The sequence below is a fragment of the uncultured Sphaerochaeta sp. genome (assembly GCF_963676625.2).
GTDB lineage: Bacteria > Spirochaetota > Spirochaetia > Sphaerochaetales > Sphaerochaetaceae > Sphaerochaeta.
This window is the reverse complement of the sequence record NZ_CAXXYB010000009.1, coordinates 105,371-120,544: the sequence shown is the minus strand read 5'-3', so window position 1 is coordinate 120,544 and position 15,174 is coordinate 105,371. Positions and strand designations below refer to the sequence as shown.

Here is a 15,174-nt window from a genome sequence, read left to right as displayed (position 1 = left end):
CTCTTTCATATTATTTCAATAGTTATGAGTTGCAGGCAGGAGATGTCGCATGTCAGTTAAAAAGCAATGGAAACTATGTAAATAATTATAAAGAAAAGAATAAAAAGTATTGTTAATCAGTGGGATTCAGATATTCTATACTTGTAATTAAAGATTCAATATTTTTTCTGTAATTGATATCCTTGCAAGAGGTACTATAACCGGGGTGATGAACCTAAGATTTACTTTTGTTTACCAGCAGGAGGCTTTTGAATGAATTTTGAGAGATGTACGAAGCCATCTTTTTCCGTGATCGGAAAACTTGGTTCCACACAAGATGGCAAGGATATGGTGCAAACAGTCTGGGCTAGTGCGAATGCGCATTTTGATGAGATCTCATCATTGGCTAGTAAGGATGCTGAAGGCAACCTCTTGGGATTCTGGGGTGCTATGTCAGATTTTTCTGTATCATTTTTACCTTGGGAGGATCATTTCACAAAGGGATTGTATCTGGCTGGGGTTCAAGTGGGTAACAATGAAGAAGCATCGGCAACCTGGACTAAATGGACTATTCCTGCTTTTGAATATTTAACGATAAAAATTATTGGAGATTACCAATTGGCATTTTCAGAGGGACTTATCTATATCTCGAGGCAAGGGCTTTCTCTTGTAGGTGCCGTGCAGGAATATATGAGTCCGAAAGAAAATGGTCAGCTTTATTTATATTTTCCTATCAGGAGAATCCAGAAATAGTTGAGCGGACTAGTTGCAATCCCTTATTTACCAAGCGCCTTGGCTTTGCACCATTTCATAGTATTGTCCTTTTTGTGCCATCAAGGTCTCATGATTTCCCATCTCGCAAATTCTACCTTGGGAAATTACCAATATCTGGTCAGCTTCCTTGATGGTCGAGAGTCTATGGGCTATAAGAAAACTAGTGCGTCCTGCCATCAAGGTCGTCAGGGCTATCTGAATTTCTTTTTCTGTTTTTGTGTCCACGGAACTGGTTGCTTCATCCAGGATAAGAATCGGGCTATTGGAGAGCACTGCACGGGCAATTGCAAGCAGTTGTCTTTCTCCAAGGCTCAAGAGTTGAGTGTTAGGTGCAATCATTGTTTGATAACCCTGCGGAAGTTTTTGTATGAAATGATCCGCATGAGCTAGTCGTGCGGCTTGAAGAACTTCCTCGTCTGTCGCCTCAGGTCTGCCATAGCGGATGGTATCGGCAATGGTTCCCATCAATAGGCAACTTTCCTGCAATACTACCGTAAAACAATGCCTGAGGCTTTCCCGTCGTATATGCTGGATGGGAATTCCATCCAAGGTAATTGATCCGCTATCCACGTCATAAAAACGGGTAAGTAGATTTACGATTGTTGTTTTCCCTGATCCGGTTTCACCTACCAAGGCGATGACTTGTCCCTTTTGGGCTTGAAAAGAAATATCAAATAATATTTGCTTTTGTGCATCGTATGAAAAATCTACCTGCTTGAAGACAACATTTCCTTCTATATGGGTCAAAGCAATTGCATCTTTCTCATCGGTTTTTTCTTCAGAACGGTCAAGCACATCAAAAACCCGTTCGGCTCCTGCCAGGGCTCCTTGTATGGTGTTGAATAAACCGGCCATTTGATTCAAGGGGGAAGCAAATCGCTTGGAATAGGTAAGGAATGTTATGGCTGTTCCTATCAGCATCCCCTCCTTGGTACAAAGCATTCCGCTGACTATGGCTACTATAGCGAAGGTGAAATTGTTCAGCACATTCATCAGTGGCATCAAGAGGCCTGCATATGTCTGTGCAGAAGTCCCTGAACTGCATAGCCGGGAGTTGAGCTGAGAGAATTCCTTGTCAATGTCATCCTCCTTGGAAAAGGCTTTGATAATCCTGAGATTCTGGATGCTCTCTTCCACCAGTGCGTTGATTTGCCCAAGGTTCTTTTGTTGGCTAAGAAAATAGGATCGGCTTTTATGAGAGATGAAATTGGTCAGGAGAAATACAAAGGGAACACAGCATACTATACAAAGGGAAAGCGGTACATTGAGTATGAACATTACCGAAAGGGAGCCTAAAAGTGTCAAAAAACTTTCAAGCAATTGAGTTGTTGCCTGTGCAAGCGATTGACTGATCATGTCAATATCATTGGTAATACGGCTCATGGTATCCCCAGAGGAGGTTGTATCAAAGAAGGCAAGGGGAAGCCGCTGCAATTTGGCAAAGAATTGTGAGCGTAGGCTTTTCACCAATTTTTGGGAAATCCTTAAAATCGAATAATGGCTGAGACTAGTTACCAGAGCATTGGTTATGTACAACACCAAAAGAGCCAACAATAATCGATTGAGCAATTGGTGATCGACGCTTCTTGTCGTCGCAGAAAAGGTATCAAAGACTTTTCCGACCAGATAGGGAATGGCTACGGTAAAAAATGCAGAAAAGGAGCTGAGTGAAATGGCAAAAATCAGGGTACGACGATAATTCAAAAACAGCTGCAAAAGCCTATGCAAGGTATGCTTTTTATCTCTTGGTTTTAAATTGGAGCCGAAACGGTTCATTCCACCGACTCGATTTCCGTCAATTCTGGGAATTTCAGCTTGCGCCATGAGTTTCCCTCCCATTTTGGGATACAAAGATCTCCCGATAGACGGAGCAATTGGAAAGCAATTGTGCATGGGTACCCAGGCCCATTTGCTTTCCATTTTCCAACACCAGGATATTGTCGGCTTTGCTAGCCAGGGAACAGCGTTGGGTTATGAAAATGAGTATCTTGTTTTCTTTATGGGACAGAAGGGCAGTGCGTACTTTTGCTTCAGTGATTGTATCCAAAGCGCTGGTGGTATCATCAAGTAAAAGGATGGGGCTGTCTTTCAGTAAGGCACGGGCCAAGGCAATGCGTTGTTTTTGACCTCCTGAAAGAGTGGCTCCTCCACTTCCTATATGGCTTTGTTCTTTGTCCACCATATCCTGCACAAAGAGAGCTTGCGCTAAAAAAAGGGCTTCTTTCATTTCTTGTTTATTTGCATTTTTCTTGCCCCAGGTGAGGTTCTTTTCAAGGGTACCTGAAAAAAGGCTGGGTTCTTGGCTTACGAAGGCTATGGCTTGGCGCAACTTATGCTTGTCGATATCCTTGATATCGGTATTCCCTATTCTGATGCTGCCTTCCTGTACATCATAGAAACGCAATAACAAAGAGGCGATAGTCGATTTTCCGGCTCCGGTGGGGCCGATGATGGCAAGACTATGCCCTGATTGTATGGAAAAAGAAATTTCCTCGAGGGTTTTTGAATTTTTTTGACCTACATAGGAAAAGTTTACATGAGAAAAAGATAGTTCTGTTACAGGCGGCATATCAGAATTGGTCTGGGAAATTTCACTAAGTGCTTCTTTGCTGAAGACTTCCTCGATACGTTTGAGGGAGGCTTTCGTACGGATGAGAATATTAAAGACATTGGTCATCATCAATATAGACCCAAGCAATTGGGTGATATAAACAGTGAATGCCGTGATATCCCCGGCATTGACCAAGGAAAGGGAAAAGAGCTTGCTTCCCAACAGCAGGATTCCCAAAGTTCCGAGTCCTACTATGAAGCTTAGCAGAGGGGTGAGAAACGTAATGATCATCTGTGCTTGTACGCTATCGAATTGCAACTGCTGGTTGATGTTTTCGAATTTAGCTTGTTCATTTGTATAGGTGCCAAAAGCTTTGATCAGACGTACTGAGAGCAGATATTCCTCTACACGGCTATTTATTGCATCCAATGCCTTTTGCAATTTTGTGAATCGGTCATAGGAAATGTGCATTCCCAGATAAATCAAAAGAAACAGAATGATGACAATACCATAGATGATGCAGCTCAAACGAGCATTGAGCATCGTAGATAGAATAATACTGCCTACAGTAGTTACCGGAGCCTTGATGAAAACTCTCATTGTTCCATTGACGGCCTGGGTTACTTGCTGTACATCGCTTGTCATACGAGTAATAAGGGAACCGGTTTCCAGAGTATTAAAGCTGGGTATGGAGAGATGTAAAATACTGGAAAACAGGTCATGGCGAAGATCAGCGCAAAAGGCTTGCGAAACCTTGCTGGAAAGAAAATTACGGCTTAGTGCGAACAGTGCTCCCAGGGCACTGATAAAAAGCATTAAAAGACCCCAATGGTAGACAGCTTCCATGGAGTTCTTCAGTATTCCTTCATCTATGATTCTTGCCATGAAGGTGGGGCCAAGTAAGTCGCATAATGACTCCAAGGCAACCGCGATGATTGCAAGGATAAAAGGCGTCCTGTATGTATGAACATACCGCCTCAGGATATTCATAGGCACATAATCTGTAAATTCAGTTCCTTTGTAAAGAGGGTGATCATTGTGGTTTGAAGAACAGGATTGTCTTTCAGTAAATCAGTATCATAACCCATTTTTAAAATGATCCAGTGCCTCCAGAACTCCTCCTGCTATTGCCTTTGCCTTATCGCTGCAAGTGGTGAATTGCGCCTCTTTTCCCCTTGGGTCGATATCGGCTACCTTGAATCCTTTTGTAACAGGAAGCCCCTTATTGAGAAGTCCACGTAGCATTCCATCTATGGTTGCCAAAATAGGTTGGTCATCTACTTGGGCGATGCAATCTCCTTTTTGGACAATATCTCCCAGTTTCCTATCTGAATGGAAAATACCTGCCTGAGGACTGCGTATTACCCGTTCTGCACCGAATCCTCCGATTATTCCGGGGATTCCGCTATCGGCAATGGCTTTCCCTTCTGTAATGATACTTCCCAGGGTATGGCCCCGTTTGGTTTCGATAACTACATGGCAATCTTCCCCCGCCGTAAAGCCAGGCCCCAACGCTATTACCAAAGGAGCATCCTGCATTGTCGTTCCCAGGTTTTTCTTTGCCAGAATTGCATCGACGACACACAGTGGTCTCAGTTGCCGTATGGCCTCGCCTTCAGGGTCGGCAAGAATAGGGACCTTTCCTTCCTTGATGATTGAAAATACCTTATCCATATTCTCGCAACGTACCGCGGTTATATTTTCCACTGTGGTGGTCTTGTCAAACATTGCCTGGGCAAGACTTACCGTGCAGCGAATGACCGTAGGTTTGTCAGTCTCCAGAGCCAATACCTTGTAGCCTGCATTGACTAGCCTGATAATCACCCCGGTGGCAAGATCCCCGGCACCTCGGACGATAACCAGACTCCTATTTTGGTATTTGAGGCTGCTGCCAGAGGTTCCTGAACGTACCTTCATGATTTCCGCCAATACACTGACTGCAATCTCTTCAGGGCTCTCTGAACCCAAATCAAGGCCAATGGGACTGAATAGTCGTTTTTCATCCTTGGTTTGGAGGGAAAGATGTGATCTCAAGGCTCGTTCCTTATTCGAAGAGGCCAGGATGCCGATATATCTGGCTTCAGTGGAAAGCAGATAGGAAGCCTCCTTGTCTCCAAACGCATGAGCTGCAACGACAACGAACGTATTATCTGTAATGGTAGTTGCTTGCAAAGCCTCCATGATAGTCGGCGTACAAACGATATTCCCAGCTTTTGGGAAGAGTTCTTGTCGGGCGAATTCCATTCGGGTTTCCAGAACCTGTACCTCAATTTGCAAGGTGTCTGCAAGCGAAGCGATGGCTTGGTTGACATGTCCCCCACCGATAAGCAGAAGAGTGGTGCAACCTTGGGGCACATCGACAAAATAGGTGGTATCCTCAATTCTGAGTTGCTTGCCCTTGCCTGTTTGCAGGGTATCCTTGGCCAAGGATTCAAGGAGGGAAGAGGGCTTTCCATACAATGTTCCCTCCTTGTCGACCAAGTAGCGTTTTCGTTCTGTACCGTCAAGGGTCATGATATAGGCGAAAGGTGAATGAAAAGCTTCCTTTTCTGCAGCAAGGGCGAACAGTTCCGTATCCGCATTGTCTTTGATATGCTCTATGCAAAGATTTATCTTTCCTGCAATCTGTCCGTTTACCTGTTTGATTTCAAAAGTTCCTATCCAGGACTCTTTATCTTCCCTGAAGAGGGAAACAGCCTTTTCCAGGGCGAAGGCTTCCATTTCGCCACCCCCGATAGTACCCCAGAAATGGGTATCGCTCCGGACCACCATTCTTCCATTCTCTCTTGAGGCTGAACCTTCTTTTCCTACGATTGTTACCAAGGCAAAAGGCTTTTGCTCTTGCTGTAATGCATTTGCTTTTGAAAAAACTGATGAACTCATACATCCTTCCTGTAATAAAGCGTATTGGTTTGCAAAGATCCGAAAAACAAGGGCAGGGGAATCGAAACAGTTTTTGCCAGGGCTTTGCAATCCTCGATCTGAGAATCGTTGACCTGATTGAAAAGTACCAATCCGCTCTGAGTTATCTTTTTCAGCATTCCCTGTTTATGCAGAAGAAGTTTTCGAAAAGTCTCAAGCTCTACATCTTTTTCAGGAAAATCCTCGAAAAATAATTCACAGCCAAAGCAATTGTCCTTGAAGGACTTGCCCAAGGTTGCAAAAGAAGCCAAGACAACAGTAGCCGTCACAAAAGAAGGAACTACCGGATCTCTCTCTGTATGGAGTTTCAACCCAAGTTGCCTGGAGCCATCGGCCTCGAGCAAGACAACATCATAGAGAGGCAATAATCTTTCCAGTTGCTCGAGAGGAGGGGCTATAGCCTTGATTCCTTCATGATAAAAGAACACCCGTTCCCCTGGTTTTGGCTTATGGGAAAAGATGGAGGCATCATGAAAATAACTATCGCATGAATATTGCTTGTCTTTAGGCAACATGAGTTTTGTGGTAGTTGAAAGAAGCACACTTTTCCCCTGTTTTGCATATTCACCAGCCAATGCAATCATGCAGGTGGTCTTGCCTCCGCTACCGGTAATGGCTATGCAAGAATCCTGCTGATTCAGACTTTCTATGATTTGGGGAACCAATTTGCGCATGAATGAACTTTACCACCAGAGAACAACGGTTGCAAGGTGGATTTTTTATATAACTGTCCATACCGACCTTCCGATATATACTTGTCACATGAAAGAAAAAGAATTGCATTTTGTCTTCGGCGTCGATCTTGATGAGAATACCTATACTTTGTGCAGGCTGGACTTGTCAGGCAAGAACCCACGGTATTATAGCGGACGAGCAGATACTTCCCATGGCCAGGTAAAATTTCTTTCAAGACTCAGTGCTTTCAGTCTTGTACTGATTCCCGATGGATTGCTTGCCATCCGTGCCTATGAAAAGTATGGGGATGCAATATTGATTTTTCCCAAGCATCTCTTTTGGGATACCTGGGAAACAGCAGGGGTAAAGAAAGGAAAAACAATGGCGCGGTTTGCCGCTCTCTTCTTGTTAAAAGAACAATTGCCTGCAATGCAGCTTACCCAGAAACAAATCAGGCAAATATTGTTGGATCAGGAAAGCGATCTGGAAAGGATACAACGCGTAGGTGATACTGCGCAAATGATTCTGCAAGAGGGCTTTACTCAGGGAAAGGCAACCAATTTCTTTGACAAAGCTCTCCAAAACGAACAAGATAGTGAAGAGAAAAAGCTGGAATTGCCGACACCTTCTTCTGAAGGTGATTCCTTTCTGGCGCAATTTCAAAAAATTTTGGACGATATTCATTGAGGAATGGTCAACGTAAAGGTGGAACCTTCCCCAACAATGCTTTCGACCTCAATGGTGCCATGATGAATCGTGGCAATATGTTTGACTATGGAAAGGCCTAATCCCGTGCCACCTTCTTTTCTGCTCCTGGCTTTGTCGACGCGATAGAACCGTTCGAAAATTCGCTCAAGATTTTCCTGGGCAATGCCACAACCATGATCACTTACCTTGAAGACGACACTCTGCCCGACTTCCTCGGCAACAATCGAGATGGTTGTTCCCTGTTCACTATAAAGAATTGCATTGACTATCAGATTGACCAAGGCCTGTATCAGCAAACCTTCATTGCCAAGACAGAAAAGCTTGCGTTGCACCTTGGTTTCAATGATCATTTGCTTTGAATTTGCCTTGTAGGTGCATCTGTTCAAACTCTCCTCAATGATATGTTCCACCGAACACGATAGGAGAGCGATGGTTTTTTCTTCATTTTCCAGGGAGGCAAGTAAAAGCAAGTCCTCCACGATAAGTTGCATCTGTTTCACATTTTGGAAGATGATTTCCAAAAATTGCTGGGCTTGTTTTCCTTCTGCCTGGTTGTTTACCAAAATTTCGGCAAACCCGCCGATTGAGGTAAGAGGAGTTTTCAACTCATGGGATACATTCGCTACGAAATCTTTTCTCACCATTTCCAATTGCCTGGTCTTGGTAACATCTCCAAACGTAAGGACAAGGGAGATCATGGTACCATTTTTTTCTTCTACGGGGGCCAAAGCCACCTGATAGTATTTTAAGTCCCTTCCCTCGGGACATTTGGTTATGGAGCAGGAAGTACATCCTTTCCCCGAAAAAGCATTGGCAATTGCGAGTTTTACTTCATCGCTGAATATCCACTGGGTAAGGGGAGTTTCCTCCGCATTTGAATTGTGTGCAAACATTCGGTCAAAAGCGTTGTTGGAAATACGAATTCGCAAATTTCTGTCTATCAACACAATGCCTTCTTCCATGGCGTTGAAAATGGCAAGGTATGTAAATGATTCGCTTTCAAGTTGCATGAACTGTTGTTGGAGTTTTACGGCCATTCCATTGAGTGCTTCCGAGAGAATCGTATATTCCCTTGGTCCAACGACGGTGGAGTGGTGAAACAGATTCCCTTTGCTATATTCCGAAGCAGTATTTGTCAGTATTTCCAGAGCCTTGGTTGATTGATTTATGATAAATATGACCACCAGGCTGGAAATGATCAAGAGGAAGAGAAATATCAAGGATAGTTCGGAAAGGAATTCGTTCGTCCAGGTCTTGACTACTGAAAGCTCCCTGCTTACCCGTATAACTTGGTTGGAATCGGTGAGGATGGTCACATAGAGAAATTGTTGTTTCGCATTGGCACTGGAACGTATTGCCGTTCCCGTTCCATTGGCGAACGCATCTTTCACTTCCTGTCTGTAAAGATGATTGTCAAGGTTCTTGGGATCAATGTAATTGTCAAAAATTACCACACCATCATCCTTGATAATGGTGATTCTCAGGGAAAAAGCGGTTGCATAGATCTTGAGTTGGTCAGAATCCAAATTTGCTTCCTTAAGATATTGGGCATGACTGGCCAACCGTTGCTGTTCTCTCTTGAGCTCAGAGGCACTGAAGTGGAGAATTGAAGCCAAGGCACAGGCAAAAATCGCCGTTACCAAAAGACTGGTGGTCGTGAGAATCAAAATGAAACGGAGTGAATGTTGTTTTTTCACTTCAGCTCTCCTTGAACGTATAGCCAATTCCCCAGATAGTCTTGATGTAGTTACCCTCATCGCCAAGTTTTTTTCGTAGCGTAGCAATCTGGACATCAATGGAACGATCGGTTACAGGATAATCGCTTCCCTTGACTTTATTGATGATTTGCGCCCGGGTAAATACTTGTTCTTTATTGGAGGCTAACAAATAAAGGAGCGAGAATTCAGTAGCCGTAAGTTCAACGGGAATGTCATGTACCGTGCACGTATGCTTCTGTACGTCCATCATCAATTCGTTGATCCGTACGATATCTACTGCTTCCTTGGCGTTTTGCATTCTTCTCAGGACTGCCTTGACCTTGGAAAGCATCACCTTCATGCTAAAGGGTTTGGTCAGGTAGTCGTCAGAACCAAGCTCCAAAGCCATTACAATGTCACTTTCATCTCCTTTTGCGGACGCCACTATAATAGGGATATTGCTATGCAGGCCATACCGTATTTCCTTGATAGTCTCCAAACCATCCATGATAGGCATCATGATATCGAGAATAATTGCGTCTACCTGTTCTGAGGAAAGCACCTGCAAGGCTTCCTTGCCATTTTCGGCGGAAAGAGTCTTGTATCCATTGGCCGAGAGATTAAAACTTTCCAATTTCAGGATGTCCTGATCATCATCTACTACAAGAATTGTATTCATGGCTTAACCCTAGTACGGGAAATGGTTGCTTAGCAAGAGATTGAACCTATTATTAACACATTTTTTATATTTACAAGGATTTTGATTTTCATTTTTTCCATTTTGATCTGTGAGGTGGCAGTTCGCTGGAATTTGACTCAGCGCAATGCTATACTTACAGCGGAGGTGCACTATGGTTATATGGCAAATTTGGGTTGTCGTGGCCTTGGTACTCTTTGTCCTTGAATTATTCACTCCGGGATTCTACTTGATGAGTGTCGGCCTGGGGTGTCTTCTCTCCGCCTTGGGAGCGGCTTTGGATCTGACAACAGTTTTTCAGATATTACTTCTAGCCTTTGGCTCCCTTGCCAGTATCTTGCTTTTGCGTCCCTTGCTTCTCAGCTATAGGGGAGATGGGAAAAAAAGTGGGGTTGAAGCGTTGGTCGGTAGGGAGGCGATTGTAATCGAACCGATTCATAATGTAGCGAATGAAGGAAGAATAAAAGTCGGTGGGGAAAATTGGAAGGCCCGAACCCTTGATGGAACGGACTTGGAAACAGGAAAGGTCGTAATTATCAAGAGCATCAGTGGAGTGACTGCCACTGTTCTGAAAAAGGAGATATAGACATATGAATCCTGCAATCATAATTGCTATAGGTATTGCTGTCTTTGTTTTGCTTTCTCTTCTCATGGGTTTGAAAATCATCCCGCAGGCCCAGACCATGGTTGTGGAACGCTTGGGAAAGTATCATAGGACCTTGAATAGCGGAGTAACGGTTATCTGGCCGTTTCTTGATAAGGCAAGAGCCATTCCTTGGCGTATCGGTCTTTCCAGTCAAGACGGCCAAAAACTCAGTCGTGTCATCAACACGAAATGGATTGACCTGAGGGAGCAGGTCTATGATTATCCCAAGCAAAATGTCATCACCAAAGATAACGTGAATGTCGAGATCGATGCCCTGCTTTATTTCCAGATAACCGATCCCATGAAAGCTGTCTATGAAATTGCCAATCTTCCTATGGCAATAGAAAAACTGACCCAGACAGCCTTGCGCAATGTCCTGGGCGAATTGGAACTCGACCAAAGCCTTACAAGTCGTGATACGGTCAATGCAAAGTTGACCCAAATCCTGGATGAGGCTACTGATAAATGGGGAGTAAAGGTTAATCGCGTTGAATTGCAGGATATCAATCCTCCCAAGGAAATCCGTGAGCAGATGGAAAAACAGATGCGTGCCGAGCGAGACAGAAGGGCAGCCATACTCATAGCGGAAGGACAGAAACAAGCCCAGATACTGGAAGCCGAAGGGTTCAAGGAAAGCGCGATAAAACGGGCAGAAGGTGAAGCCGAGGCCAGGATAAAGAGAGCTACAGCCGAAGCTGAGGCCGTCAAGCTCCTCAAGCAAGTCTTTGGATCAGATGATACCTATACGCAATATCTGGTAGCCATGCGGTATATCGATACCTTGGGAGAAATGGTAAAGGGCAAGGATAACAAGGTGATTTATATGCCTTACGAGGCAACTGCAGTCCTCTCTTCCCTTGGGGGAATAAAGGAATTGTTGAAATAGAGAGGATTGAGTATCAAGATAAAATAAATATTTGTAATTAAAGAAAGATATAAACAAGATAGGCGCTATATAGGCGCCTATCTTGTTTATGGATGAGAAAGTTAATTATTTTGGCAATACAATAATTTCCTTGAGTTCAGGGTTTTTCTGCAGATTTTTTACCAGATCGCGTGCACGACCTTTGTTTACATACTCTTTTTTCTCAAAGGTATAATGGAAATTTGTGTGGACATCGTAGGTACCGTTCATCAAGGCAAAGGCATCTTCTGTGATGACTAATTCCTCATCAGTGGGGATGACGAAGATCTTTATCTGTGAGTCATCGGTACTGATCTCGAATTCTGCATTGCGACAATGGCAAATATCGTTCTTATGTTGATCAAGCTTTGCCCCGATAATTTCCAATCCTACGCAGGCACCCTTACGGATATGTCCACCCATTTCGCCAACACCGGCGGTGAAGACAATTGCATCGACTCTTCCACCCAGCAAGGCGGCATATCCGGCAATATATTTCTTGAGCCTGTGGCATTCAAGATTGATTGCAAGCTGAGCCTTTTCATTGCCCTTGTTTGCGGCATTCAAGACATCGCGGCGGTCACTCATTCCACAGATTCCAACCAGCCCGCTCTTTTTATTCAAGGTGGTATCCATCTCCTGTGCGGACATGCCTGTGTTCTGCATCATATAGGGTAGGATTGCCGGATCAAGATCCCCTGAACGAGTTCCCATCACCAAGCCTTCAAGGGGCGTGAGTCCCATGGAGGTATCAATGCAAATTCCATTTTTCACGGCGCATACGGATGCTCCATTTCCTATGTGACAAATAATGACATTGGTATCTTCATTCTTTTTGCCGAGAAGTACGGCTGTTCTCTTTGCACAGTATAGATGACTGGTTCCGTGGAACCCATAGCGACGTACATTGTTATTTGTATACCATTCATAGGGAACTGCATACATAAAAGCCTCAGGTGGCATTGTCTGGTGCCAGGCGGTATCCAGGACGATTGCCTGAGGGACGTTGGGCATTGCCTTGCGAGCTGCTTCGATTCCCATGATGTTTGCAGGCATATGGAGAGGCCCGAGGGGAATGACTTTCTTCAGCTGCTCTACGACCTCATCGGTTACCAAGGCTGATTTCTTGAACAATTCGCCACCATGCAGGACTCTATGTCCCACTGCACCAATTTCAGAAAGGCTCTTTATGACACCATATTCGTTGTCAAGCAACATTTTGATAATCAGTTCGATAGCTTCCTTATGGGTAGGGGAAGAAAATTTTGTCTTGTATTCTTCTTTGCCCGTAGCTTTGTGCTCAATTGTCGAATATTCCAGGCCAATGCGTTCAACGACACCAACAGCCAGAATATCCTTGTTTTCCCAATCGTATACTTGGTACTTGGCAGATGAACTGCCACAGTTCAAGGTCAGAATTACCATGAAAGTCTCCTCTATTGAATCAAAAAAGTTCATATGATTTTTTCTACCCCGACATTAAAACATTATTATGATGAATAATCAACTGAAGCAAAACATCAGAATTGATATCTCTATGCATTATGAAACGATTGCTATTGGGTTTTATCCAGCTTCTGGTATTCGTGTCCTTTGCCAGCCAGAATATTTCCCTGTCACTTTTGCCGTATGATACCCAATATACAATTGGAGTTGAAAATAATAGTGAGGATTTTCATTGGAAAGCAGGTTTCTCCTGGGATGGAAAAAAGGATTTTGCTTTTTCCGTGCCGGTTGAAGGGACTCTGGATACAGATTTTGGACAGCTTGCATTCGGGCCAAATACGATGGCAAAAATAAGCGAGATTTGTTCTTTTTTGGGTAAGTATCCAGGTCTTTCCCTTCGTAATGAAGACTTGTATATATTTGCAACCAATAGTCTATTGGATAAAAAGGGACCCTCCGTTCTTGGCTTTGGGTTTTTCAAGGATACTACAGCTTTACACCTGTTTTCTTGGTCTCGGGCAAAATCCTTGCAAGTCGAGAATACAGAATATCTGACTCAATGGAACGGGAATAATGCAAAAAAAGGATTGGGAGTGAATCTATCCCTGCAAAGATTTGGGACAAGCTTCTATGGCGAAATGGTCTATACTCCAATTTCCGGTGTTCAGGTTAGCATCTCCAATCTAGTATGCTTTCCTATGGGTACCTTAAAAATTTCCTATGGTAATGGTCCATATCCAAGAAATCTCAGGGTTGAACTTAAGTATCAAAAATATGGGATGACGGCAATGTATTCCCAGCAGCTAGGATATGGACAGTTACCTGTTTTCGGTGGTCAATATGAAACCCGAAATGTTTTGGAGAAAACCAGTTTGAAATTGGTATATGGTTCCTGGTATTGGTATGGTTCCCGAATTGAAGATTCCACCTATTGTCTGAATGGGGATTTCAAGGCGAAAAGCACCTATTGTTTCCAAGTAGGAAACGACAGAAAGGGAAAAACTTGTTTGTTTTCCGTAACTTTCTCTGGGAACCGGAAAAAGGGAAAGTCCTTGAAAGAGAGTCTCTCTCCTACAATTGTGTTGAAAATTGCCGCAATGGAATATTCTTTTGGAAAGAAAGGCTCATGTATGACACTTTCCTATTCAGTTCCCCTGAAAAGGGGGGCTTTTGGATTCAAGGTAATCCATAGCCAGGGAAAAACGGTATCCCTGGGGTTTTCCTATAAAACTACCATCGGCCAATGAATTGGATTTCAGTCTCAAGAGAAACATCATGTTTCTGCTTTACTACTGTTTTGACCTGATTTATCAACTCAAGGATATTCTGGGAAGTGGCCTTGCCATTGAAATTGGTGATGATATTGCCATGACGATTGCTTATGGCCGCACCTTCAATACGAGTTCCCTTGAGATCACAGTCCTCGATGAGTTTTCCTGCACTCATTCCTGCAGGATTCCTGAATACACACCCTAGGCTTGGATTGTCATACTGCCCATCTTCTTTCCGTCGTTTCTTGGCTTCTTCCTTTCGAAGTCGGACATCTGAGGTTTGGGTTGTAGGAATCAAGCGAAATCCTGCCTCGTACAGTATCGTATCTGCACTGCCTGAGAAGGGGGAATGTCTATAGGAGAACTCATCAGCATGGGTCTGCATCCTGTGCAATTTTCCATCCAGGGTCATATAGTCAACGTAGTAGAGCAAATCGCTTATCTGTACCTTGTTTGCCCCGCTGTTGCCACAGATCGCCCCGCCGATGGTGCCAGGGATGCCTCCCAGGTTTTCCAATCCTGATAGACCTGCTTCGATTGATCTGTCTATGGCACGGTCCAGGGAGAGTCCGCAGCGTACACAAAACAATTCCCCCGAGATATGCAATCTGGTAAGATGAGTGGTAATAATGGTCAATCCAGCTATACCTTCATCACTTATGAGGCTATTTGAGCCTCCTCCCAGTATCGTAACCGGTAACTTTTGTTCTTTGGCAAAGTCCAGAAGGGCTCGCAATTCTTCAAAATCGGAAGGATAGGCAGCCCAATCAGCTTTACCACCGGTATGGATGGTGGTATGTTCAGAGAGGGAAACTCCCTGTTCCAATAATTCTTCAAGGTTGATTTTTTCACCACTATTGCGTACATTGATAGCCATAAGGATATCTTATCCTCTTTTATCTGG

At 43.9% G+C, this 15,174-nt stretch carries 13 protein-coding genes; 5 read left to right on the top strand and 8 right to left on the bottom strand.

The window, feature by feature from the left end; translation table 11 throughout:
• The first annotated feature begins 252 nt into the window (after positions 1 to 252).
• Complete coding sequence (locus ACHZBG_RS14485) at positions 253 to 732, top strand: GyrI-like domain-containing protein (RefSeq protein WP_320130176.1); 480 nt, start codon at positions 253 to 255, stop codon at positions 730 to 732.
• A 27-nt stretch (positions 733 to 759) separates the two neighbouring features.
• Here ACHZBG_RS14485 and ACHZBG_RS14480 read toward each other — a convergent pair whose 3' ends face one another.
• From ACHZBG_RS14480 to yqeC, 4 genes are all read right to left on the bottom strand, one after another.
• Positions 760 to 2,577 carry an ABC transporter ATP-binding protein gene (locus ACHZBG_RS14480; protein WP_320130175.1) on the bottom strand — a complete coding sequence of 606 codons (1,818 nt, stop codon included), beginning with the start codon at positions 2,575 to 2,577 and terminating at the stop codon, positions 760 to 762.
• A complete protein-coding gene (locus ACHZBG_RS14475; protein WP_320130174.1) occupies positions 2,564 to 4,294 on the bottom strand; it encodes an ABC transporter ATP-binding protein in 1,731 nt (576 codons plus the stop codon). Before ACHZBG_RS14475 ends, ACHZBG_RS14480 begins: the two co-directional genes overlap by 14 nt.
• An 87-nt stretch (positions 4,295 to 4,381) precedes the next feature.
• Positions 4,382 to 6,187, bottom strand: coding sequence for a selenium-dependent molybdenum cofactor biosynthesis protein YqeB (gene yqeB, locus ACHZBG_RS14470; protein WP_320130173.1), 1,806 nt, complete (start codon positions 6,185 to 6,187; stop codon positions 4,382 to 4,384).
• Complete coding sequence (gene yqeC, locus ACHZBG_RS14465) at positions 6,184 to 6,900, bottom strand: selenium cofactor biosynthesis protein YqeC (protein WP_320130172.1); 717 nt, start codon at positions 6,898 to 6,900, stop codon at positions 6,184 to 6,186. Before yqeC ends, yqeB begins: the two co-directional genes overlap by 4 nt.
• Before the next feature lie 88 nt (positions 6,901 to 6,988).
• On the opposite strand from yqeC, the gene ACHZBG_RS14460 reads away from it, so the two are divergent.
• On the top strand, positions 6,989 to 7,588 hold the full coding sequence (locus tag ACHZBG_RS14460) for a hypothetical protein (RefSeq protein ID WP_320130171.1): 600 nt from the start codon (positions 6,989 to 6,991) through the stop codon (positions 7,586 to 7,588).
• Here ACHZBG_RS14460 and ACHZBG_RS14455 read toward each other — a convergent pair.
• Both ACHZBG_RS14455 and ACHZBG_RS14450 read right to left on the bottom strand, forming a co-directional pair.
• On the bottom strand, positions 7,582 to 9,306 hold the full coding sequence (locus ACHZBG_RS14455) for an ATP-binding protein (RefSeq protein WP_320130170.1): 1,725 nt from the start codon (positions 9,304 to 9,306) through the stop codon (positions 7,582 to 7,584). The genes ACHZBG_RS14460 and ACHZBG_RS14455 overlap by 7 nt on opposite strands.
• A 1-nt stretch (position 9,307) precedes the next feature.
• Positions 9,308 to 9,985: a response regulator transcription factor gene (locus ACHZBG_RS14450; protein WP_320130169.1), complete on the bottom strand. Its 678-nt coding sequence runs from the start codon at positions 9,983 to 9,985 to the stop codon at positions 9,308 to 9,310.
• A 172-nt stretch (positions 9,986 to 10,157) separates the two neighbouring features.
• Between ACHZBG_RS14450 and ACHZBG_RS14445 the strand changes: the two genes are divergently transcribed.
• A complete protein-coding gene (locus ACHZBG_RS14445; protein WP_320130168.1) occupies positions 10,158 to 10,589 on the top strand; it encodes an NfeD family protein in 432 nt (143 codons plus the stop codon).
• 4 nt (positions 10,590 to 10,593) lie between these two features.
• Positions 10,594 to 11,535 carry an SPFH domain-containing protein gene (locus ACHZBG_RS14440; RefSeq protein WP_320130167.1) on the top strand — a complete coding sequence of 314 codons (942 nt, stop codon included), beginning with the start codon at positions 10,594 to 10,596 and terminating at the stop codon, positions 11,533 to 11,535.
• Positions 11,536 to 11,640: 105 nt separating this feature from the next.
• Here the strand turns inward: ACHZBG_RS14440 and ACHZBG_RS14435 are convergent, their stop codons facing one another.
• On the bottom strand, positions 11,641 to 12,978 hold the full coding sequence (locus ACHZBG_RS14435; protein ID WP_320130166.1) for an acetate kinase: 1,338 nt from the start codon (positions 12,976 to 12,978) through the stop codon (positions 11,641 to 11,643).
• 119 nt (positions 12,979 to 13,097) lie between these two features.
• On the opposite strand from ACHZBG_RS14435, the gene ACHZBG_RS14430 reads away from it, so the two are divergent.
• Complete coding sequence (locus ACHZBG_RS14430; RefSeq protein ID WP_320130165.1) at positions 13,098 to 14,246, top strand: hypothetical protein; 1,149 nt, start codon at positions 13,098 to 13,100, stop codon at positions 14,244 to 14,246.
• Here ACHZBG_RS14430 and murB read toward each other — a convergent pair.
• Positions 14,230 to 15,147, bottom strand: coding sequence for a UDP-N-acetylmuramate dehydrogenase (murB, locus tag ACHZBG_RS14425; RefSeq protein WP_320130164.1), 918 nt, complete (start codon positions 15,145 to 15,147; stop codon positions 14,230 to 14,232). The two genes, ACHZBG_RS14430 and murB, sit on opposite strands and share 17 nt — an antisense overlap.
• Positions 15,148 to 15,174 lie beyond the last annotated feature (27 nt).